17 protein-coding genes are annotated in these 21589 nt (G+C 56.5%); 12 read left to right on the top strand and 5 right to left on the bottom strand.

Annotation, left to right across the window (positions count from 1 at the left end):
- Positions 1-299 precede the first annotated feature (299 nt).
- Together rsmA and PT279_RS00470 are read left to right on the top strand one after the other, a co-directional pair.
- On the top strand, positions 300-1190 hold the full coding sequence (gene rsmA, locus PT279_RS00475; RefSeq protein WP_277165178.1) for a 16S rRNA (adenine(1518)-N(6)/adenine(1519)-N(6))-dimethyltransferase RsmA: 891 nt from the start codon (positions 300-302) through the stop codon (positions 1188-1190).
- 225 nt (positions 1191-1415) lie between these two features.
- On the top strand, positions 1416-2045 hold the full coding sequence (locus PT279_RS00470) for a LytR C-terminal domain-containing protein (RefSeq protein ID WP_277164416.1): 630 nt from the start codon (positions 1416-1418) through the stop codon (positions 2043-2045).
- A gap of 68 nt (positions 2046-2113) precedes the next feature.
- Here PT279_RS00470 and PT279_RS00465 read toward each other — a convergent pair whose 3' ends face one another.
- Complete coding sequence (locus PT279_RS00465; RefSeq protein ID WP_277165176.1) at positions 2114-3541, bottom strand: CCA tRNA nucleotidyltransferase; 1428 nt, start codon at positions 3539-3541, stop codon at positions 2114-2116.
- Positions 3542-4074: 533 nt separating this feature from the next.
- Between PT279_RS00465 and PT279_RS00460 the strand changes: the two genes are divergently transcribed.
- From PT279_RS00460 to PT279_RS00430, 7 genes are all read left to right on the top strand, one after another.
- Complete coding sequence (locus PT279_RS00460) at positions 4075-4731, top strand: NUDIX hydrolase (RefSeq protein WP_277164414.1); 657 nt, start codon at positions 4075-4077, stop codon at positions 4729-4731.
- Positions 4728-7580, top strand: a complete 2853-nt coding sequence (locus tag PT279_RS00455; RefSeq protein WP_277164412.1) for a DUF6049 family protein — start codon at positions 4728-4730, stop codon at positions 7578-7580. Before PT279_RS00460 ends, PT279_RS00455 begins: the two co-directional genes overlap by 4 nt.
- Positions 7577-9688, top strand: a complete 2112-nt coding sequence (gene murJ, locus PT279_RS00450; RefSeq protein WP_277164410.1) for a murein biosynthesis integral membrane protein MurJ — start codon at positions 7577-7579, stop codon at positions 9686-9688. The genes PT279_RS00455 and murJ overlap by 4 nt, the downstream gene beginning before the upstream one ends.
- A gap of 3 nt (positions 9689-9691) precedes the next feature.
- Complete coding sequence (locus tag PT279_RS00445; RefSeq protein ID WP_277164408.1) at positions 9692-10306, top strand: hypothetical protein; 615 nt, start codon at positions 9692-9694, stop codon at positions 10304-10306.
- A 162-nt stretch (positions 10307-10468) separates the two neighbouring features.
- Positions 10469-12925, top strand: a complete 2457-nt coding sequence (locus PT279_RS00440; RefSeq protein WP_277164406.1) for a hypothetical protein — start codon at positions 10469-10471, stop codon at positions 12923-12925.
- A 243-nt stretch (positions 12926-13168) separates the two neighbouring features.
- Positions 13169-14581, top strand: a complete 1413-nt coding sequence (locus tag PT279_RS00435) for a PLP-dependent aminotransferase family protein (protein ID WP_277164404.1) — start codon at positions 13169-13171, stop codon at positions 14579-14581.
- 12 nt (positions 14582-14593) lie between these two features.
- Positions 14594-15625, top strand: a complete 1032-nt coding sequence (locus PT279_RS00430; protein ID WP_277164402.1) for a D-alanine--D-alanine ligase — start codon at positions 14594-14596, stop codon at positions 15623-15625.
- Between the two features lie 193 nt (positions 15626-15818).
- On the opposite strand, the gene PT279_RS00425 is transcribed toward PT279_RS00430, so the two are convergent.
- Positions 15819-16586 (bottom strand): rhomboid family intramembrane serine protease, encoded by a 768-nt coding sequence (locus PT279_RS00425; RefSeq protein ID WP_277164400.1) that lies wholly within the window; start codon positions 16584-16586, stop codon positions 15819-15821.
- A gap of 455 nt (positions 16587-17041) precedes the next feature.
- Between PT279_RS00425 and PT279_RS00420 the strand changes: the two genes are divergently transcribed.
- Positions 17042-17257: a hypothetical protein gene (locus PT279_RS00420; protein WP_277164398.1), complete on the top strand. Its 216-nt coding sequence runs from the start codon at positions 17042-17044 to the stop codon at positions 17255-17257.
- 102 nt (positions 17258-17359) lie between these two features.
- Positions 17360-17776: a sterol carrier family protein gene (locus PT279_RS00415; RefSeq protein WP_277164396.1), complete on the top strand. Its 417-nt coding sequence runs from the start codon at positions 17360-17362 to the stop codon at positions 17774-17776.
- A 158-nt stretch (positions 17777-17934) separates the two neighbouring features.
- Here the strand turns inward: PT279_RS00415 and PT279_RS00410 are convergent, their stop codons facing one another.
- On the bottom strand, positions 17935-18351 hold the full coding sequence (locus PT279_RS00410) for a DUF3073 domain-containing protein (protein ID WP_277164394.1): 417 nt from the start codon (positions 18349-18351) through the stop codon (positions 17935-17937).
- A 139-nt stretch (positions 18352-18490) separates the two neighbouring features.
- Between PT279_RS00410 and trpS the strand changes: the two genes are divergently transcribed.
- Positions 18491-19600, top strand: coding sequence for a tryptophan--tRNA ligase (gene trpS, locus PT279_RS00405; RefSeq protein WP_277164392.1), 1110 nt, complete (start codon positions 18491-18493; stop codon positions 19598-19600).
- Between the two features lie 109 nt (positions 19601-19709).
- Here trpS and PT279_RS00400 read toward each other — a convergent pair whose 3' ends face one another.
- Both PT279_RS00400 and PT279_RS00395 read right to left on the bottom strand, forming a co-directional pair.
- Entirely contained in the window at positions 19710-20255 is a 546-nt protein-coding gene (locus PT279_RS00400) for a hypothetical protein (protein ID WP_277164390.1), read from the bottom strand.
- A 359-nt stretch (positions 20256-20614) separates the two neighbouring features.
- Positions 20615-21526, bottom strand: coding sequence for a hypothetical protein (locus PT279_RS00395; RefSeq protein ID WP_277164388.1), 912 nt, complete (start codon positions 21524-21526; stop codon positions 20615-20617).
- Positions 21527-21589 lie beyond the last annotated feature (63 nt).

Genomic DNA, 21589 nt, shown 5'->3' with positions numbered 1-21589 from the left:
TCACCAGCCCTCACGAACTCAGGTTCTTGATTTAACTGGTGAATCTTCGTCTTCCTGAATATGAAAGTGTCAGTTATACCTGACACTTTCATATTCATGATGGGAAGTATCGGTTATACCTGAAACTTTGATATAGCTGACCATCAAATTTCGAGTGTGACGGAAACTTTTCTGTTAAAAGCACTGACCTTTCAGGAGAAATGAAACCCCGCACCATCTCAGTTGTCTCCAACAAGTTACTTGACTATGAAAATTTCCGATTCTTGAGCTGAGGGTATGTTGAAAGCATGAGTGAGCATATGACAGACCACGATAGCGCGGACAATGTTGGCCACCTGTTGGGGGCTGGGGATATCCGGCGAATTGCCGCAGACGCCGGCATCAGTCCGACCAAGAAATTCGGACAGAACTTTGTGATCGATCCCGGCACCGTGCGGCGTATTGTGCGCGAAGCCGGAGTGACGGCTGATACCAAAGTACTCGAAGTCGGGCCGGGTTTGGGCTCGCTTACGTTGGCTTTGCTGGAAACCGGAGCTGCCGTCACCGCCGTGGAAATCGACCCGGCGTTGGCGGCAAGGCTGCCGGAAACTGTCGCCGAATTTATGCCGGAAGCGGCCGACCGGCTTACCGTCGTCACCGCCGACGCAATGAGCCTGAGTCCCGAGACGCTGCCTGAATTTGCGCCGAACAATGGGCCCTTCACCCTCGTCTCCAATTTGCCTTATAACGTGGCGACGCCGATATTGCTGACGCTGCTGGAACGATTCGAAAACCTTGACCATTTCCTCGTCATGGTACAGAAGGAAGTGGCCGACCGGCTCGCGGCCAAACCCGGCTCGAAGATCTATGGCACCCCGAGCGTGAAGCTGGCGTGGTACGGGCAGGCCGAGCGGGTGGGACTCGTCGGCCGCAACGTCTTCTGGCCCGCACCGAACGTCGATTCCGCGCTCGTTTCGTTTACACGCTATAACGAAGACGAAAGAATCGGAATAGCATCGAAAGCCAACCGCGAGAAGGTGTTCCAGCTTATCGACGCGGCTTTCGGTCAACGCCGCAAGACTCTGCACGCAGCACTGAAAAAGCTGGTACCGGCCGAAGCGTTCACAAAAGCCGACATCGACCCGACCAGACGCGGCGAGACCCTGACCATCGACGAATTCGTTGCCTTGGCCGCGGCGGTTGAAAACTGACATTCCTTGTTTTTGTCACCCAAAAGTCAATACAATCCGACCATTTTTACTACAATATATTTTACTACAATATATAAGGAACGATCTTTGCAGCTGGCGTCGAACACGCGTCACACTCTCACGGTAAAGTGAAAACGTCGATATTTCGCCAAATCTTTGACACACCGAGTGAGCTTCACCCGTTTGCAAAGAAACGGCGCAGGCACGGGTTGACAGGAACGAACAATGCAGCAATTTAGCGATGAACGCCAGGCGCGCAAGGAGTATGTGCATCACCGTCAGGTGCGCGTGTTTTCAACGATTGCGGTCGTCCTCGTCGTCGCGCTGATAGTCTCGTTCTTCGTTTTCTTCCACACCATCGGCAAAAGCAATGCCGGGGTGCCCCAGGCGCAGACCAATTTCGGTGCGCCTCTGGTCTGCGCGACCAACGACCCCGATAAAAGCCCGGCCACGTATCAGCAGAACGGCAGCATAGAGGTCAACGTGCTCAACGGGACCAAGGCAGTCGGCCTCGCCAAGGCGGTCGGCGATGCGTTGCAAATCCGCCATTTCAACGTGTCCAGCGTGGGTGATTTCAGTTCGCGAAAAGTGGAACGGACCACCATCTACTACGGGAAAAACAATATGTGGCAGGCCTACACGGTCTACAGTAATTTCACCGACGCAAAAATGGTGATGGACCAGCGGCAAGACGGGGTCGTGAGCGTGGTCATCGGCTCGACGTTCACCGATCTGACGAAAAAAGAATCAGTGCCCGCCGCCGGCACGGAAATCAAGAACATCCAAGGCTGCACCCCACCGAATAAGGTCGATGCCAGCAAGCTTCCCGCAGACTTCCGCCAGCCCAAGCAGTGATAGCCGACTTCGCCAACTTATACGGTTCACTGCCTCCGGTTGGCAGCACGGCGAAGTTTTCTCTGTAACTATTCGGCACCGAGCCCAACTTCGGCAGCCCAACGCTTGAGCTCTGTGACGGCGGTGTCATGGTCGGCAGGGCCGTGGTCCAAGCGGTAATCGAGCATGTGCTTGTAGGCGCGGCCGACTTCCGGGCCGGGCTTGATACCAAGGATTTCGATGATTTCGTTGCCGTTGAGGTCAGGGCGAATCGCGTCGAAGTCCTCCTGCTCCTTGAGCTCCTTGACGCGTGCCTCCAGCTCGTCCATCGCATCCGAGAACATCAGCGCCTTGCGCTTGTTCTGCGTTGTGGCATCGGCGCGGGTCAGACGATTTAGGCGTTCATACAAGTGTCCGGAATCCTTGACATACCGACGCACGGCCGAGTCCGTCCAAGGCTCGTCGACGTAACCGTGGAAGCGCAGATGCAGGTTCACCAGTTCGCTGACGTCGGAGATGATATGGTGATCGAAACGCAGTGCTTTCAGACGCTTGCGCACCATTTTGGCACCCACTGCGTCGTGATGATGGAAACTCACCTTGCCGTGCGGCTCGAAGCGACGGGTCGCGGGCTTGCCGATGTCGTGCAGCAACGCGGCCAAGCGCAAGGTCAGATCGGGCGCCGGCACTGGGCCGTCGGGGCCGGTTTCCAGCGCAATCGCACGGTCGAGCACCATCAGCGTGTGCTCGAAAACGTCCTTGTGACGGTGATGCTCGTCAATCTCCAGCTTCAACGCCGGAATCTCAGGTAATACAATATCGGCCAAGCCTGAATCGACCAGCGCCTCAATGCCCTCGTGCGGACGCTCGGAAAGCAGCAGCTTGGTGATCTCGTCACGCACGCGCTCGGCGGAAACGATGGAAATGCGGTCGACCATATCGGTGATAGCTTCGGCGGTGTCCGGCTCGATGCGGAAACCAAGCTGGGCGACGAAACGCACCGCGCGCATCATGCGCAGTGGGTCGTCCTCGAAGGATTGCCGCGGATCGACCGGCGTGCGCAAAATGCCTTTGGCCAAGTCGCTGGCCCCGCCGAACGGGTCGACGAATTCAAGATCAGGCACGCGCAACGCCATTGCATTGACGGTGAAATCGCGCCGGGAAAGGTCGCCTTCCAGCGAGTCGCCGTAGCTCACTTCAGGCTTACGGGAATCGGGGTCGTATTTATCGGAACGGTACGTGGTGACTTCGACCTTGACTTCAGTGCCGTCCTTGCGCCGCCGCATCGCACCCAACGTGCCGAATTTACGGCCCATGTCCCAGAAACCGTCGTGGCCGAAACGCTTCAGAATCGGCTCGAACTGCTCAGGACGCGCGGAGGAGCAGAAATCGAGGTCATGGCTTTTGCGGTGCAGCAGCAGGTCGCGCACGGGCCCGCCCACCAGCGAAAGCTCGTATCCCTGATCGGCGAACATGTGCCCCAGCTCAATGGCCTCAGGCCACACCTCAAACTCCACGATTTGCCTCCAACGTTCGAATTTCACGCGCTTTCCAGCATACCGTCACCATTGCACGCACACATAAGAATCGAAAATTCAGCCGTGTCCTCAGCAATTCATAGCAGTAAAGGCTTCAAAAACACCACCACAGTTTCCGCGCTGTCCAACAGCTATTCATTAATATACGATTCGTTGAAAATACGCCATTTTATATTTTATATGCATGGCAATCACAGCAGGGAAGCAAGAGACTGCCATAAAAATGGTTCAGTGCTACAGATGCACGATAGTCGAAAATATGATTCGTTGATATTCTGTGATTGCTTATTTACAATAATGTAATACATATAGTAGGGAGATCATCTTAAGAATTAAACGAAGTTCCATGCTTTGCTAGGCCGCAAATCCAGCATAATTGCACAGCTTATTTCTGTTATTTATGGCATTGGCAACGCTTCCGCCAAGAATCGCCAGCAGACTTAGCACGGCTGTATCACTGCGAAAAGCATTCCGTTACCCTACCTGCACATCCTTCTGAGTAAGCTGGAGGTATGATTACGCCCGCAGACTTGGCCCGCATGATGGCCAACGCCTCGGGCGACCACGCCCAAAACGAGGGCAGGGAAGACAAATTGCTCTATACCTCCGAGTCCGAGGGGCATATCGTGCGCTTCATCGAACCGGACGGAGCACCAACGCCGAAGATGATGCCGCACCACCGCAACGGCCACGGACCGATGAAATTCGCCACACTCGACGCCCAGGAACTACCCGTGGCCCGCGAATATTCAGCCGGCGGCTTGATTTTCGATTCCCACAACCGCGTCGCGCTCATCGCACGACATTCGCGCAGCGGCCACCTTGAATGGTGCCTGCCGAAAGGTCATATCGAAAAAGGGGAGACGCCGGAAGAGACCGCCGTGCGCGAGGTGCACGAAGAGACGGGGATATTGGGCGAGGTCGTGGATTCCATCGCCACCATCGATTATTGGTTCACCGGCCAGGCCGAGCGCGTCCACAAATTGGTTCACCACTTCGCGTTGAGGCAAGTCGGGGGAACGCTGACGGTGGAAGGCGATCCGGACCACGAGGCAGAAGATGCCATTTGGGTGGATTTCGACGATCTTGACCGAGTGCTGAGCTATCCTAACGAACGTAAAATCGCGTGGCTTTATGCCAAGAAACTGAACAGGCAGGCAGAAGGTTGAAACACTCGCACCCCTGCGTCACCCGCGCAAATGCGCACCACAAGCAATCGCTGATCCGCACCCGGATTTCGGCGATTGTTTCGTCCGTCATAGCACTGCTCTGTGCGTCCGCCCTTATATTGTCGCCGAATACCGCGTTCGCCGCAGATCCGGCGGAAACCAATCCACCTTCCAGCGGCACAACGGAGCCGGGTGGATCCAGTACGCCACAAACCCCGACCTCACCTTCCGAGCCGAACGGTAATACAAATCCGGAACAAGCAAAACCAACTACGCCGGTCCAACCTGCGCCGTCCCAGCAAAACGGAACTTCCAAAACGCAAACACCGAACCAGCAGACAACCACGACGCCGCGCTCGTCCAATAATTCCTCGTCTTCCTCAAGACGTTCAACACAAAACAGCACTGGCAACAGCAGCAACACTCAAGACAACTCGGCTTCCACCGATTCCGACACCGAAAGTACGGAAAAGGACGCAGAGGTGACGATTGCCGCGTCGACGCCCGTGGTCACGTCGAATTCCGGCTATCACCTGAGCGTGGCCATCAAAAACACGGGTAGCGATGCGCTGCCTGCAGGCACCCTCACCGTGGCCGTCAACGATTATTACACCTTCGCTTCGCGCTCGGATCTGCAGCAATGGGCGCAGGGGAATTCGCGAATCCAAGTGCCCAACCAGATCGGGCAGGTCAACGTCCCGACAATCGCAAAAGGCGAGAAAACCGATATCACCATCGACGCGAACCCCGATCAGCCGAGCCTGAAAAACATGCTTTCGTGGGGGCCGAAGCCCGTACGCGTTGACTATTCGTTTGTCCGGGATTCGACGGGCAACGGCAACGCCTCTTCAAAATCGCAGAACACCTATCTCAACACCACCCATACATTCCTCACCCGTTCCAGCGACGGCCTCAAAACGGCCGGAACGCCCCCAATGAATATCACCGTCGCCATGCCGCTCACGAGTGACGGCTGGCAGGTCGACGGCGAAAAACTGACGCAGTTCATGACCGCGGGGGAGGGTGACACCGCCAAAATCGTCAATACACACAAGCTTTCGCAGACTGTCGAGCAGCTGGTCAACAAGCATCCCGGTCTGCAGGTGATCGTCGATCCGACACTGGAGCAAAGCCTTTCCGTGCCGCCGAAATCCAGCGGAATCATGCAGTCGGGCGGTTTCGATATCACTGCGTATTCCGCTATCAACGACAGCAGCGCCTACGAAAAAGCAGGAATCGCAGCCAAAGACTGGAACGCGGAAACGGGACTCAAGCAATACCGCGACGCTCTCGGCGACAGCAACGCCAATGCTCCGGCTTACGCTTGGCCGGGGCGCGGGCAGTGGACGATGGCCTCGCTGGAAACGGCCAAAGCGCAGGGATATTCCACCGTTATCGCACCCGACGCAACGGAGGCCGGCGACAATAATACAAACTCCACCATCCGCACCGGCAAATATATCGTGCGCACTTCCACCGGTGACGTCACCGTGCTCACCGGGCAGGATGAGCTCAGCCGGCTCGCGCAAGGCAAACCGACCGACAAAACCGTGGACGGAGAATCGAGCGCGGCCGGTCGGCTTGCTCGTTTCATGGCACAAAGCGCCTTCTACCAGATGGAAAGCCCTTACGCCACGCGCAACCTGCTGGTCTGCTTCGACACCGCCACCGCGAATTCCGAAAGCAACGCGCAGGATGCAGATACCCTGATGCAGACGGTAGAGCAAGCGCCGTGGCTCAAGTTAAGCAATATGAGCGAGCTCGACCAGGCCAAACCCTATCTTTCCGGGGAAAAGGCCAATGCTCTGGTGCCCGGCTCGTCCAATATCCACGCTTCCACCTTGCAGAATATCCGGAAAACGCTTGCCACGCTCGCCACAAGCAAAAACGACATCGACCGATTCAACACCTCCATTCTCGATGAGTCCTCGGCTTCGGCCAATTCGTCTTCATCGTCCGCCGGAACGTCGGGAGCATCAGGAACATCAGGAACGTCGGGCGATTCGGATAATTACGGGAATTCCAAGACGCAAGGCGGGAAAAACGGCTCGCCAACCGCCAAATCAGGGTCTGAGACAGGTTCGGGAGCAGGCACGAGCACGAATTCAGACGGCACTTCAGGCCAGTCCGGCGATGCCTCCAAAACCGGCAGTTCCGACAAATCAAGTAATACAAACAATTCCGGAAATGCTTCGTCCTCTTCAAATGCCAACGACGGCAACGCAGCCAACGGCAACAACGGCAAGGTAGACACCGGCGACGCACAATCCCTTGCCCGCCAAGACGCGGACGCCACGGCGAAACGCTCGAAGAACGGTTACGACTGGATCGCCACCATCTCCTCCCTTCAAAATTCCATCGCCCTGCATGCGCTTTCCGGCAGCAACGCCGTGGCCAAACGTATGAGCGCAAGCGCCCAGAACATGGCTAGCCAGCTGATGGACGGTATCAAAATCACCCCTTCGGAATCCATCACCGTCTTAAGCGAGTCCGCGAAAATGCCGGTGACGGTGAGCAACAACCACCCTTACCCGGTCACGGTCAAGATCTCGTCACTTTCGGATTCGATGGAAATCGTTACGACACGTTTCGTCACCCTCTCCATCCCGGCCCGCAGCGAGGCCCAGACCACCTTCAACGTACGCGTTTCAACTTCCGGCACAGCCACCGCTCACCTCGCGCTCACCGATCGCAGGGGAGACCCGTTCTCCACCCCGCAGTCGACACGGATCACCAGCACCTTGCGCTTGAGTGACATGAGCGGCATGATTTTCATTGCCATCGCGCTGGTTCTCGGCGCGCTCGGCCTGTGGCGCCAATTCAACCGTAAGAAAGATCCTGACGAATGAGTTCTTCTGTAGGTCATAATTCCATGGTTATGGCCGTGGGCACGGCCGCGAGCCGTGTCACCGGTCAGGTTCGCACGATTCTTTTGGCGGCGGCCCTAGGCACCACCGGTCTCGCCGCAAACGCCTATCAGGCCGGCTCAACCATCCCGCAGGTCATCTTCACGCTCGTCTCCGGCGGCATCTTCAACGCCGTGCTCGTCCCGCAAATCGTACGGACGCTCAAGGCCAAGGACGCCGAAGACCGGCTCAACAAGCTCATCACCTTCGCCATCATCCTTCTCGCCGGTGTCACCGCGCTGGTGGCTGCGCTCACCCCGCTGCTCGTACGCCTTTACGTCCATGCCGGGCCAGATATGCTGGCGCTTTCCACCTCGTTTACCTTCTGGTGCGTCCCACAGATTTTCTTCTATGGCCTTTACACGGTCATCGGCCAGATTTTGGCGGCGAAAGACCATTTCGGCACTTACGCGTGGAGCTCGGTGGGCGCCAATGTCATCAGCTGCATCGGTTTCACCGTTTTCATCCTGATGTTCGGCCGCTCAAGCCACCAACCGCTCGGCTACTGGACCACCGGCAAAATGGCGCTGACCGCCGGAACATGGACGCTCGGCGTCGCCTTCCAGGCGCTGATTCTGTTCGTTCCGCTCTTCCGCATCGGCATCCATTACCGCCCGAGCTGGGGCATCCACGGTATCGGCCTGCGCTCGATGGGTTCCGTGGCAGCGTGGAGCGTCGGCATCGTCGTGGCCGGGCAGATCTCGAATATCGTCAATACCCGTGTGCTCACCAGCATCCCCGGGAAAGCCGCCGCAGCGCAGCACTTGAGCCAGTTCGACGTCGCCGGCAACGCCTCGTACCAGAACGCATACACCATTTATATATTGCCGTATTCGCTGATTGCGGTGTCCGTGGCCACGGCCGTCTTCCCGAAAATCGCGCAAGCCATCGCCGACCACAACATCGACGCCGCGCGCGGCGACCTGAGCGAATCCCTACGCAACGTATGGCTGATGATGTGCTTCTTCACCGTCGCCTTCGTCGTAATGCCCACGCCGATCGCGCTGGCCTTGCTTCCCAGCGTCAGCGTCAAGGAAGCGGTGCTCATGGCCGCGCCGATGAGCCTGCTTTCCCTGAGTCTGCCGATTTCCTCGGCCTACCTGCTCATCCAGCGCACGTTCTACGGCTTTGAAGACGGCTATCATCCCTTCCTGTTTGTTGTAATACAAAATATTATGCAAATCGCCATCCTGCTCGTCGGCTGCCTCTTCATCTCGCCTTCGAACTGGGCTTCGTTGCTCGCGTTCTCGAGCGCGGTCGGCTATATCCTCTCGTTCCCGACGTTGCTGGTGATGATCCGCAAACGTTTCAACGGCAACATCGACGGCAAGCGCATCACCGCGACCTATACCAAAGGCATTATCGCCACGCTGGTCGCCATCGTGGGCGGCCTGCTGCTGCGCTACCCGGTCTACGCGCTGTTCCACGCGGATATCGAGCCAGGCTCGGGCGTGCGCGGCGGACACATGAACTGGTTCCAGGCCGTCGGCGTCTGCTGCGTGCTGGCCATTGTCATCATCCTGCTTTATGTGGGTACGTTATGGGTACTTCGTACACACGAATTGATGCCGATCGCCCGATCATTGGCCGGCAAATTCGGTATCAAACTTCCCAGCGGCCCCGACACCGCTGGTCGAGGGAATAGTAACGGCAAGGTTACCGGCAACGGCAACACTAACGTCGACGGTAACGTCAATCAAAACGCCACCAAGCGGACCGCCCAAAGCAGCCCGCGCAACGACGACAGCTTCTGCCAAATCATCAACGGCACCCAACCCAGCACCGCCTCGTCCGATCACAACTTCGCACGGACGGAGGAAATCGAAGACGCCGGCATCCCCGATAATTTCGGTGTGCCCGACGAACCGGACGTGCCGCAGAACGATGAAACCAGCGGCTCGAACGGATCGGCCGCGACCCCAACAGAAGACCCCGATATGTCGCAAGAAACAACGGTTTCTGACTCGCCTAGAGCAACTCCTGGCGCTAAAATAGAGGGCATGCCCACCACAAACGTCGATTCCTCCGGTACCGAAAAGAAGGGCTTTTAGACTTTGTCAGACAGACTTCCTTTCGGCGTAGGCCATCCGCGGCATTATGACCCGGTCGGTTTCAATCCGTTGGATCTCAATCCAGCGGATGACGCTTCGTCGCATGGAAATCCATCTGCTGATCCTGCTATCGGCGTTGATTCTGCCGATAACACGGCAAGCACTGTCTCGGAGTCTGCACCGGCACCGCGCAATGCCGAGCCGCCGGCCGATTCCGCACATCTCCAAGGACGGAGTCCGCTTCAGGATTTCGGAATTTCGGGCGATTTGACATTTTCTTCCATCTCGCCGACTTCGGAATCGAGAAATACCGACGAAGCGGAACTCCCCGCCCTGCCGATCGCACCCATCAATTCCGGCGATTCGGCTTATGGCGAGCGCCCGCCTTCGCAGATCAAGCCTCTTTTCGACGCTGCGGGCATGCCCACACGTCAAACCGACGCCGAGTCCGACGAGACCGAAAACGACGGCGCCGAATCTGGCACCCGGCTTCCGGCCCATGCCGATGATTTTGTATGGCTTTCCCCACAATCGCTGGGTTTGCCGCCGGCCGCCGAAGACGGCGGAACAGCCCCGGAAAGCGAGATCGCCAAGACCGCCCGCCACCGCGCACGCTGAGTCGGCGGGAATCTGAACTCCGCCAAGCGGACGACATTTTATAAATCGACACGAAACCTTGCCATAAAAACTTTCACCCCGGCCACGGCCATGGATAGAATAAAAGGGGCGTTTTGTCGCCTGACATTTTTATATTCGTTTGCGCGTAGGGTCGAGGACATTATGAAGCCACAGCTGGGAGATATCGTCATCAGCAGATATACGTTGGTGTCGCCACTGCGCAGCATACCCGGGCTCGAAGCATGGAAGGCCAACGACCGTATTCTCGCCCGCGACTGCCAGCTTTTCATCCTCACCGACAAGGCCGCCATCCCCAGTTTCGAAGCGATCGCGTCGACACTCACCCTTTCGCGCAACCCGCATTTCACCCAGGTCATCCAGATACAGCACGTCGGCGATATCCCCGTACTCATCACCCGCCTCGATCAGGGGCTTTCGCTCAATAATTTCATCGGCCACGGCACACGCAAACTCGGATACGCCGCCATGCGCTCCATCATCGCCGAGACCGCCAATGGGCTCGAAACCCTATTGCGCGATGACGTGAAAATGCGGGCTCTGAGCACCGGCATCATACGCATTACATCAAAAGGCGTCCAAATCGCCGATGCCCCTCTTGAGGCGATGTTCGTCGCCAACCGCAAAACAGCGAATCTGAAACCGGAAATGCTGGCGGTGCACGAGCTTGCCTCGCTGCTTTATGCCATGCTCATCGGCGAATGGTCTTCGGAAATCAAGGATTTCGACCTTTCCGCCCTTCCGAAAGACACCCCGGAAGAGCTGCGTATCATCTGCGAACGTGGATTGCCCATCAAAAACGTGGATGGCAGCACGACCCTTTCGATGGTTTCCCTTTCTGAGCTTGTCGCTCTGCTCGGATCCGCCAAACCTCTTGTGGAACTTCCGGCAAAGGAAGTGAAACGGCCCAATTCCGATGGCGAGGCTTCGATTTCGAGGCTTCCGCTCCGCAGGGCCCGGCCAGGCAACCTGCTTGATTTCCCGCAGAACCTCTCAACTAATCAGTTGCAGTTCCGTGCGCGTCAGGCGCAATCCGCGGCAACAAAGGGTGCCAACGCAGCTGCGGGCGCTGCCGGGGCCGGAGCTCTGGCCTCAGCAGCACGAAAACAAGGGAACAAGGCAGCCTCCAAAGCCGCCACTTCCACCGTCTCGGGGGCGTCTGCGGCTTCCAGCCGGTCTGGCGCAAATCCGGTAAACGCCGGTTCACCGAACCAGTCAAAAGCCTCAAAGCCAGCTGACGGAGCCAACCGAACTCCCGACAATGCGCCGTCCGTTTCATCACAACATACCCCGGCGGCACCATTGCCGCTGCCAGCAGCCGCTGCACAAGGCACTTCTTCCGGCTCCGCAAACAACGCGAACAGCAACCCCGCCGCCTCACAGAACCCGAGTCCGAAGGAACCCGCACAAGACAAATCCACAAGATGGTGGCGTCAACGCAGCAAGTCCGGCAACAACCAACCCGCCTCCGATGACCTCACCAATGCCGACGCTCCACGCATGGATCTGCACGATCTGGCCGCCGCGGAAATGGCAGATGCCTTCAAATCCTTCGATTCCACCGCCGACGATTCCTTCTTCCCGGATTTCGACCAGAATACCGTGCAGACCACCAACCCGACGATGCAATTCGACTTTGCCATGAAGGGCAACCCCGCTGCACCGTCCGACACCAATCCCGGCAACCGTACCGACGCCACGGGCCGCATTCCGCTGCTCGATACCAACGGCAATCTCATCGAACCCGGCCATGAATCCGCTCAGGCGCTCCAGGCGGAGAAGGAGGCCATCGACGCGGCCAACCCGGTCATCACGCCTCCCAGCTTCACACCTCAGCAGAAGACGCAGCAGCAATCCGACAACCCGACCAGCGACGACATCGCCGACACCCCGCTGCTCGGCAAACTCACGACCAAAGTCGTCGCCATCATCGCCGTCATCGCAGTAATCCTTGCGGCCGCCGGCGTCGCGGCGTACGTGCTGATCGACCACAACAACAAGAGCGCCTCCTATCAGCAATCCAGCTCCGACCCGTGGCCCAACATGAACCTCAACAAAGTACCCTTCGGCGCACAAGGCAACGGAAGCGAGGAGCAGGGATCGGGAGATGCCGGCACTTCCGGCAAGCAGAACAACGGTTCCTCAACGGAGTCGGCCAATGGGTCCAATGGCTCTTCGTCAAAGTCCGAAGCCGATTCCGGCTCGAATTCCAAAGTGATAACCGCCGACAAGATCGCCAACGCCGTGCCAGCGCCATCCATTCCGGTCAACAACACCCCGCTGACCATCGACAAGCAGGAGTTCTACCGACAGCCTGCCGGCCAGAACGGGCTTGCGTATTACATGCATGTGAGTGAGCCGGCCACCGTCACTCGCTTCGTGGTCCAGATTCGCACATCCGGCGGCACGGGCTACCTCATCGCCAACACCGCGGAAGATCCGAATGCCGGCCAGCAGGTCGCGCAGTTCACCTTCGACCAAAGCGGCACCACGGAAGTCAAGCTCCAGAAGCCAGTCAAGTCCCAGGACTTCCTGCTCTGGGTGCCCATGGATTCCCTGCCCAACCACTCCCTCTACATCAACCACGTCCAGCTATTCTAAAACGTCCAGCTATTCTAAGGATTCTGTTGTTTTAAGGACTCGGCGTTCTAGAGACTTCCGATTCTTGAGTTTCGATTCGGCGAACCGTCGGAAGCGTGTTGAAGCAGTGCCGGTTTTTCGTGAGTGTTTACGCCACGACTGATGGCGACTAAAGTCTTCTTCTATATTGTTTAAACGCGCGAAATCTGTTTGGAAGGTGGCGCTCGTTTAAGGCTGTGCCGCAACCGAAGAAAGGGATGGTTGATGTCTGAGACCAAGAACATTTCCGGAAAACCGAACGAGGGCAAAGGCAACGGTCCCAAAGCAACCACGAGCGCTGCGGCCGCAGCCGCGAAAACCGAGGGCGCCGAAACGAAAACCACGGAATCCAAGGTCTTCAAGAACGACCCGTGGTACGGCTCCTACGCGGCCCGCGCCGACAATATGCGCGCCTCCGAGATTCGCGCGCTTTTCGCCACGGCCTCGCGTCCGGATGTGGTCTCGCTTGCCGGCGGCATGCCCTACCTCGAATATTTGCCGTTCAAGGAGCTCTCCGAGCTCATCGCCAAGATGCTCGTCGACAAGGGCGATGTGGCCTGGCAGTATGGCTCGGCGCAGGGCGACCCGCATCTGCGCGAAGACGTGCTGCAGATCATGGCGCTCGAGGGCATCAAGGACGTGCAGCCCGACGACGTGGTGATTTCCAACGGCTCTCAGAATGCCATCGATCTGGTCACGCGCATCATGTGCGACCCGGGCGACGTGGTGATTGCCGAAGCTCCGAATTACGTGGGTGCGCTCGGCGTTTTCTCGTCGTTCCAGGTCGAGGTGGTCAACGCGCAGACCGACAAGGACGGGCTTATCCCCGAATCGTTCGAGGAGACCATCAAGGCTCAGCTCAAGGCTGGCAAAAAGGTCAAGTTCCTGTATACCGTTCCCAATTTCCACAACCCCGCCGGCGTGACAATGAGCGTCGAGCGTCGCCCGAAGATCCTTGAGATCGCGCGCAAATACCATGTGCTCGTCGTGGAAGACAACCCTTACGGCCTGCTTGGTTTCGACGGCCAGACCTACCCCGCGCTACGTTCGATGGACGCCGAAAACGTGGTCTACCTTTCCAGCTTCTCCAAGATCATCGCGCCGGGCATGCGCATCGCGTGGATCGTGGCACCTCCAGGAATCCGCAAGAAGCTCATCCTGGCCAACGAGGCGTCAATCCTCTGCCCGCCGAACATGAGCCAGATGACCATCACCACCTACCTCGACAACTTCGACTGGAAGCATCAAATCAGCCAGTACCGCGGTATGTACAAAGAACGTTGTGACACCATGGACGCGGCGCTCAAGGAATATCTCCCGTACTGCTCGTGGAACAAGCCCAAAGGCGGCTTCTACATCTGGCTGAAGATCCCCGAGGGTTTGAATTCCAAGGAAATGCTGCCTCGCGCCATCACCGCAAAGGTCGCCTATGTGGCCGGCACCGGCTTCTACCTCGACGGCAGCGGCACGCACCATATGCGCCTTTCGTTCTGCTATCCGACGCCGGACAAGATCACGTTGGGCATCAAGCGCCTCGCGGGTGTGATGAACAACGAGCTCAAGACCGCCGAACTCTTCGGTACCGCCAAGGCCGACGCCGACACGCACCGCACCACGGGCACGGACAAGAAAAACTGAAGGAGCGTAATTATGGCAAAGCATATGAAGACCACAAAGCCTGCAACCACAATGAAAGACATTGCTCCCATCGACCGCGCGGCCACCAAGGTGCTCGTCATCTGCGGCGGGATGAGTCACGAGCGTGACGTTTCGCTTGCCAGCGGCCATCGCGTCGGCGGCTACCTCGAAGAGGCTGGCTGGAACGTCGCCATGCACGACATGGACAGCGAACTGCTACCGTACCTGAGCGACCCCAAGACCCGCCCCGACATCGTCTGGCCCCTGCTGCACGGGGCCAACGGAGAGGATGGATCGATCCGCGACATCCTCGAAATGGAAGGCCTGCCGTATATCGGTTCGCGCGCGAAGGCCTCGCGCACCGCCTGGAGTAAGCCCATCGCCAAGAACGTGGTGCGCAAGCTTGGCGGGCTCTCAACCCCCGTTTCAGTGGCACTTCCCGAGTCAACGTTCCGCGAACTTGGCGCGAAGAAAGTGGTCGACCTGCTGGTTTCCTCGCTCGAACTACCGCTTTTTGTCAAGCCCACGCAGGGCGGTTCGGCAATGGGCTGCACCCGCGTCGACAAGGCTTCGGAGCTGCCGCAGGCTATGGTCAACAGCTTCGCCTACGGCAACGTGGCGCTGGTGGAACGGGCCGTGGTCGGCACCGAGGTTTCGGTCTCCGTTTTCGAAATCGATGGCGAACCGCTCGTCCTGCCTCCGCTGGAAGTGGCCACGCCTGATGGCGACTATGATTACGAGGCCCGCGTCACCCCTGGCCCGACGGACTTCTACGTTCCCGCACGCCTGCCCGAAGCCACACTCAAGGCCGTTCAGGACGCGGCGCTCACCGCGCACAACACCCTGAGCCTGCGCGACATCTCACGCACCGACTTCATCGTCGATTCGGCCGGAACCCCGCAATTCCTCGAATCAAACGTGGCACCCGGCATGACCGCGACCTCACAGCTGCCGCAAGCCGCCATCGCAGCGGGCTACAGCCTTGCCGACCTCTACTCGCGCTTGGTCGAATCCGTCCTGCGCCAGCATCGCGCCGATCAGTAGGAACTACTCCCGTTTTCTCACCGCCTGAGATAGCGGTCTTCCGTCGGCAGACGCACTCCGTCTTCCGACGGCTGGTACACGTCGTAATGTGCAACTTGTCTATACAGGTTGCACATTTTTATGTATTACATAACTTATGCTCCACATTGATGCTTTTACTTGCTTGCTTATGGGCACTATGTAAAAGACACATTTACGGCAGGTTGAACTGTCGTGCATACCTCTCTACGTCGAGCACCCACGTCGGGGTCAACACCACCGTCAACGCCACCAGCAACACCGTAAGAGCAGCCCCATAAATCAGCGTGCGCACCCATAGCGGGCGACGGCGCAACGCAGGAATCCCGTCAAGCAGCAACCAACCCAGCAGCAAGCCGACCACAAATCCGCCAACGTGCGCCTCCCATGCCACATGCGGCACGAACAGCGGCATCGCCAAATCGATGGCAATCCAAACCAACATCCCGCGTATGTCTTCGTGCGTGCGCCGAAAAACGAGCAGCACCACACCGAAAAGTCCGAACAGCGCGCCGGAAGCACCATATGAAGACATGGCCCAATCGTGGGTAAAATAGCTGTAGACTATTTGGCCATCAGAAGCGCCAAGCCCGCAAATCAGGTAGACCGCAAGGAAACACCAATGCCCGAGCAGACCTTCCAAGTACGGCCCGATGATGATCAGCGTGAGCATGTTGCCCAGCACGTGCAATACGTTCGGGTCGTGCATGAACATCGAGGTGAACCACGTCCAAGGCTTCAGCAACGCGAGACCCGAGGTGAACGACCCGTTGTAAATCAAGCTGGCGAACTGCTCGGGCGAACCGTATTTGAACAGGACTTCCAAGAGCCATACCAGCACGCAGGCAACGACAATCACCCATGTGATCACCGGGCCGCCGGATTGCCATTGATACCTGAATTTTCGCCACCAGCGCTGGATGCTGTCGCTCTCATTGGTCATTGTTGTATTTTATCGATTGAAGCGTACAAGGCCAGCCGCGCCATCCTACATTTTCGTTGTATTTTCAGGGTTTTCCCACCTTTCCGATATTTTCATATCGGTTGCTGCATTTTCTGGCGTAGCCGCGCCTCACGTTGCTTTTGTATTACTTTATCCGTTCGCTACAACAAGCCCGCGAAACCACAACTTCGAAAATCCCGATTGCCACGTCAGAAACCTTGAGTTGAACCAAGGGCTGAGGTTGCGCCTTACCGCCGCACGCCCGAACATGGGCATCTACCAACAAACCGCCAATCGTATGCTAAATTCCTCCATTCAGGCACATGGGAGACGCGACAAAACCTTGAACTTTTTGGTTTTCTTCAGGTTTTCCACCCAATTGTCACAGAACATCGGCTAGGATAGAAGCAACGTTGGCTTGGATGTGCAAGCCGGCACTTAAGAAAGGAGCCGTCATGGAGAACAAGTCTTCTAACGGTTGGAAGTTCTTTGCGCTGCTCTTCGGCGGTCTGCTCGCTGCAGTCGTCGGCCTGTATATGTACAAGCAGCAGAACCCCGACTATGATCCGTGGGAAGAGCCGTGGGAAAACAGCTCTTCGCCAGTCGATTTGGGTCTTGATAAGGAAGCCGATCCGAAGCCTGAAGAGGGCCCGGAAACCGCCACCGCCTGACCTTTATTTATTTCATTATTCAAAACCGCTGCATTGCCTTCGAGGTAGTGCGGCGGTTTTGTTATATCTGCTTCCGTCCACAACGCGAGGGACGATGGCCTCATGGCAGCGATACGGGAACAGGATATTTCGAAGGGTATGGTGGCGCTGGATCAGTGGCGTAAAGCAGCGGATGCGCATCGTGGCGAACCGCTTGAGGCAAGGCTTGCATTCTCGCCGAGCGGGATGCCACGCAACACGTGGGCCATGGCCGTACGATATTCGCTCTATCTCTTGGAAAACAAGGCTCCCGGCCCCGGCGTCGAAGTACGTGTGGCGCCTTGGGGAGCGGTGAAAATTCTTGACGGCCCCGCTTCGGACCCGCATAATCTCACCCCACCCGACGTCATCGAACTCGACCCTGACGTCTGGCTACGCTTAGCTTGCGGTCTAACCAAATGGTCGGAAGAAAAGGATGCCGGCCGCATCAGCGCCATCGGCGAGCGCGACGATCTGAGCGCTCTGCTTCCACTGGATTAATACAACTCACGTACTTGATAAACACGCTTATCAAGTACGCAAATTCCGCTTATCAGTATGTCAATTCCGCTATTTAGCAACACCGTGTGTCAACTATTAAAAAGAAAGCTGTCAAGCCACATTCACTTGACAGCTCTCAATACAAATAACTAAACCTGCTAGGCCTCACTGGCCTTGGGCTTGGGCTTACGCAAAGCACTGGGGACAGGCATGTGAATCGGCTTGTGCGGCTTGGGCATTGGAGCCTTCTTGACGCTCGATCCGGATTTCGCGCTGTCGCCACCGGCTGCCTTGGCTGCGGCTTCGGCGGCCCACTTGGCATAATCATCCAAATCGTCGTCGGCAACCGGCGAATCCTCATGATTGTCTGCAGCTTCGGCATTCGTGTCTTCACCGGGCTTGCCATGAGCGCGCGAATATTCCTTTTCGACTTCATCGAACGGATCCGCCGCTCCACTACCCGGTTCCTGACTGCCAAGCTCCTTTGCCAGCTCGTCATAATCGGTATCGGTTGTCAAATACTTCAGCTTACGGGCCATTTTCTTTTGTTTAGCCTTTTGACGTCCGCGGCCCATTTGACCCCCCGAATTATTTTCAGTCGCAATTAATCCATCAATATGTAGGATACCACCCAATCCGTCACGTTTCATTGTCGGCTCAGACTTTTACCATAAAAACAAGATTTCCAAGGATTCCAGACATTAAGGGCAGGTCATGGCGGACACACAAAACGGCGCGAAAAACGAACAGGTCACTGCGGCGGGCAACGAGATAAGCGCAAGTTTTGTCGAAGCGAAGAAGCGTTCCGACGCGGTTTTGGCCAAGCTCGAGAAGGATCCGGGCAAATTCACCATGCTTACCGGCGATCGCCCGACCGGACGTCTGCACCTCGGCCACTATTTCGGCTCGATCCGCGAGCGTGTCGCGATGCAGAACAAGGGCGTGCACACCAACGTGCTCATCGCCGATTATCAGGTCATCACGGACCGCGACACCACCGAGCACATCCAAGACAACACGCTGAACATGGTTCTGGATTATCTTGCCGCCGGCATCGACCCGAACAAGACCATGATTTTCGCGCATTCCGCGATTCCTTGCGAAAACCAGCTGATGCTGCCGTTCCTTTCGTTGGTCACCGAAGCTGAATTGCTGCGTAACCCGACCGTCAAGTCTGAAGCCGAAGCAAGCGGCCATGCGCTGACCGGCCTGCTGCTGACCTACCCCGTCCATCAAGCCTGCGACATCCTCTTCTGCAAGGCCAACGTCGTGCCGATCGGCAAAGACAACCTGCCACACGTCGAAATCACGCGCACCATCGCCCGCCGCTTCAACGAACGTTACGCCAAGAAGAACCCCGTTTTCCCCGAGCCGACGGCCATTCTTTCCGATGCGCCTGAGATTCCGGGCCTCGACGGCCGCAAGATGAGCAAGTCCTACGGCAATTCCATCATGCTCGGTGCCACCGCGGAGGAAACCGCCAAGCTCATCAAGAAGAGCCCGACCGATTCTGAACGTCGCATCACCTTCGACCCGATCAATCGCCCGCAGGTTTCCGCGCTGCTGACCACTGCCGGTCTCGTCACCGACCGCGACCCGAAGGATATCGCCGAGGAGATCGGCGATGCCGGAGCCGGAGCCTTGAAGCAGTACGTCATCAAGTCCGTCAACGAATTCCTCGCCCCGCACCGCGAGCGCCGCGCCGAGCTGGCCAAGGACATGGATTCAATCCGCGACATCATCCACGACGGCAACAAGCGCGCCAACGCGATCGCCGAGGAAACCCTCGACCAGGTCCGCGACGCCATGGGTATGAAATACTAAGGATTCCAACAAAAGGTCGGCCGACACGAAATTCGGAATGGTAAAAATCAGCCATTCTGCGAATTACGTTGGCCGACATTCGGATTGTTGAGATTATTGGGATTTTTCGTTATTCCTGTCCTTCGCCCTCATCTTCGTCCTCGCCCTCATTTTCATCGCTGTCATTCGAAACGCCTCCGATCTTACCGAATGCCCAACAAATAATGCCGAGGAGGATGCCGCAAACTATCGCTCCCTGAAGGAAGCCCATTCGCGAATTTGTTTTCTGCAACATCCCGACGAAAATCACAGCCACGACTTCCAGCACGCCAAAGGAATACGCGTAATTCAGCATCGCCTGCCTGAATATCCTGGCGAAGAGGACAACCCTACCGGATTTGATCCTCCGAATCCTCCTTCTTTGCATATACCCTTCGAGACAGATATAGACGAGGAGGACTATCACCATGGCAATGGCGGTGAGCCGGGCCGCTTTCAATTCCCCGATATTCGATGGGATGAAATCCGGTTCGGCGAAATTGGAACCTGGAGGCGGACCATTGTGGGTAAGAAACTTGGGATAAACGTAGGCAATAGGGGATAATTCGCCAACCAACCTGCCGAGTCCCGACACAAGTAGATTCACGGCCATTCCCATCAGATCCATTATCAACAAAAACTACATTCCATTATATAAATCACCTGATCAGCCTCACACGTCGTAGCGCCAGAACTTGTCGGTGATGTAATGTGTTTTGGGAATACGGAACTCGGTCTACCCTACGCAACGAGCGGAGAAGGCAAGCGGAGCGGCATCGAATTCGATGGCAGGATACCGGCATCACGGCAATATGGACGAAACCGATTTCGCATCATTACGCGTCGTCGAGACGAAAACCATAGAATCGCTGGGCTGCAAGGCCCCCCTTCGCGGGAATCAAGGAAATGGACGGCAAGCAAGACTTCGCTATCCTCATTGCGAAAGCGTTCTAGCTAAGACTCATAGCAATCAACACAAAGTTAGAACCGCGAGAATCAGCCATTCTGCGAATTACGTTGGACGGTATTCGGGTTATTGGGATTATTGCCGTTAGGGTTATTTGGGTAATTAGGGCTGCTCGGATAATTGGGATAATTCGGGTTGCCCGGATTATTCGGGGTAATCGGGTAATTCTGATAATCGGGATAATTTAGATTATACGAACGACGGGGATAGTTTGGGTAATTAGGGTTGCCCGGGTTATTCGGATAATTAGAATTATTGGGGTAATTCAAATTATTGGCGTTGCTTGGGTTGTTCGGGTTATTGGAATTACCGGGATAATTTCGATAATTAAGGCTATTGGGATAATTCGTGTTACTGTAATTGGGATTATTCGGATACCTCGGGTAATTCACGTTATTCGGGTAATTCGGATTATTCCTGCTATTGAAACTATTCGGGTTATACGGGTAACTTCTGTTATTCGCGTTATTTTCGTTACCCGAAACGCTTCCGATTTTGCCGAGTATCCAACCAATAACGCCAAGGATGATGGCACCATACATCGCTCCTTGGAGGATACCCATTCCCAAGCTTGACCACGGCAACATCCCAATGAAAATCACGAATATGATTTCCGCGACCCCGAAAGTATTTGTGTAATCCAGCATCGCCTGTCTGCACATTCTCGCGTAGAAAACGGATTTACCGGACTTCAGGCCTCGAATCGTGTCTCTCTGCCTACGCCACTCAAGGTAAATGTAAACGAGCAGAACTACCGCCATGATAAAGATAGTGTTGCAACATACTATCAACTGTATGATGTCCTTGGGGATAAAGTCCGGATGGGCTAAATTGGAACCTATCGGCGGGGCATCGTTGGTAGCAAGAAACTTGGCGTAAACGTAGGCGACAGAGGACAATCCGCTAAGCAACTTGCCGAGCCCCAACACGAGTACATTCATGGTTATGCCCATTCCCCATCAAATGAATTATCAAGTAAAGATTAAATCTTACTGTATATGATA

This window comes from Bifidobacterium sp. ESL0784 (assembly GCF_029433295.1).
Classification (GTDB): Bacteria; Actinomycetota; Actinomycetes; order Actinomycetales; family Bifidobacteriaceae; genus Bifidobacterium.
Note: the sequence above shows the minus strand (reverse complement) of the source record. Positions and strands in the feature narration are given on the sequence as shown.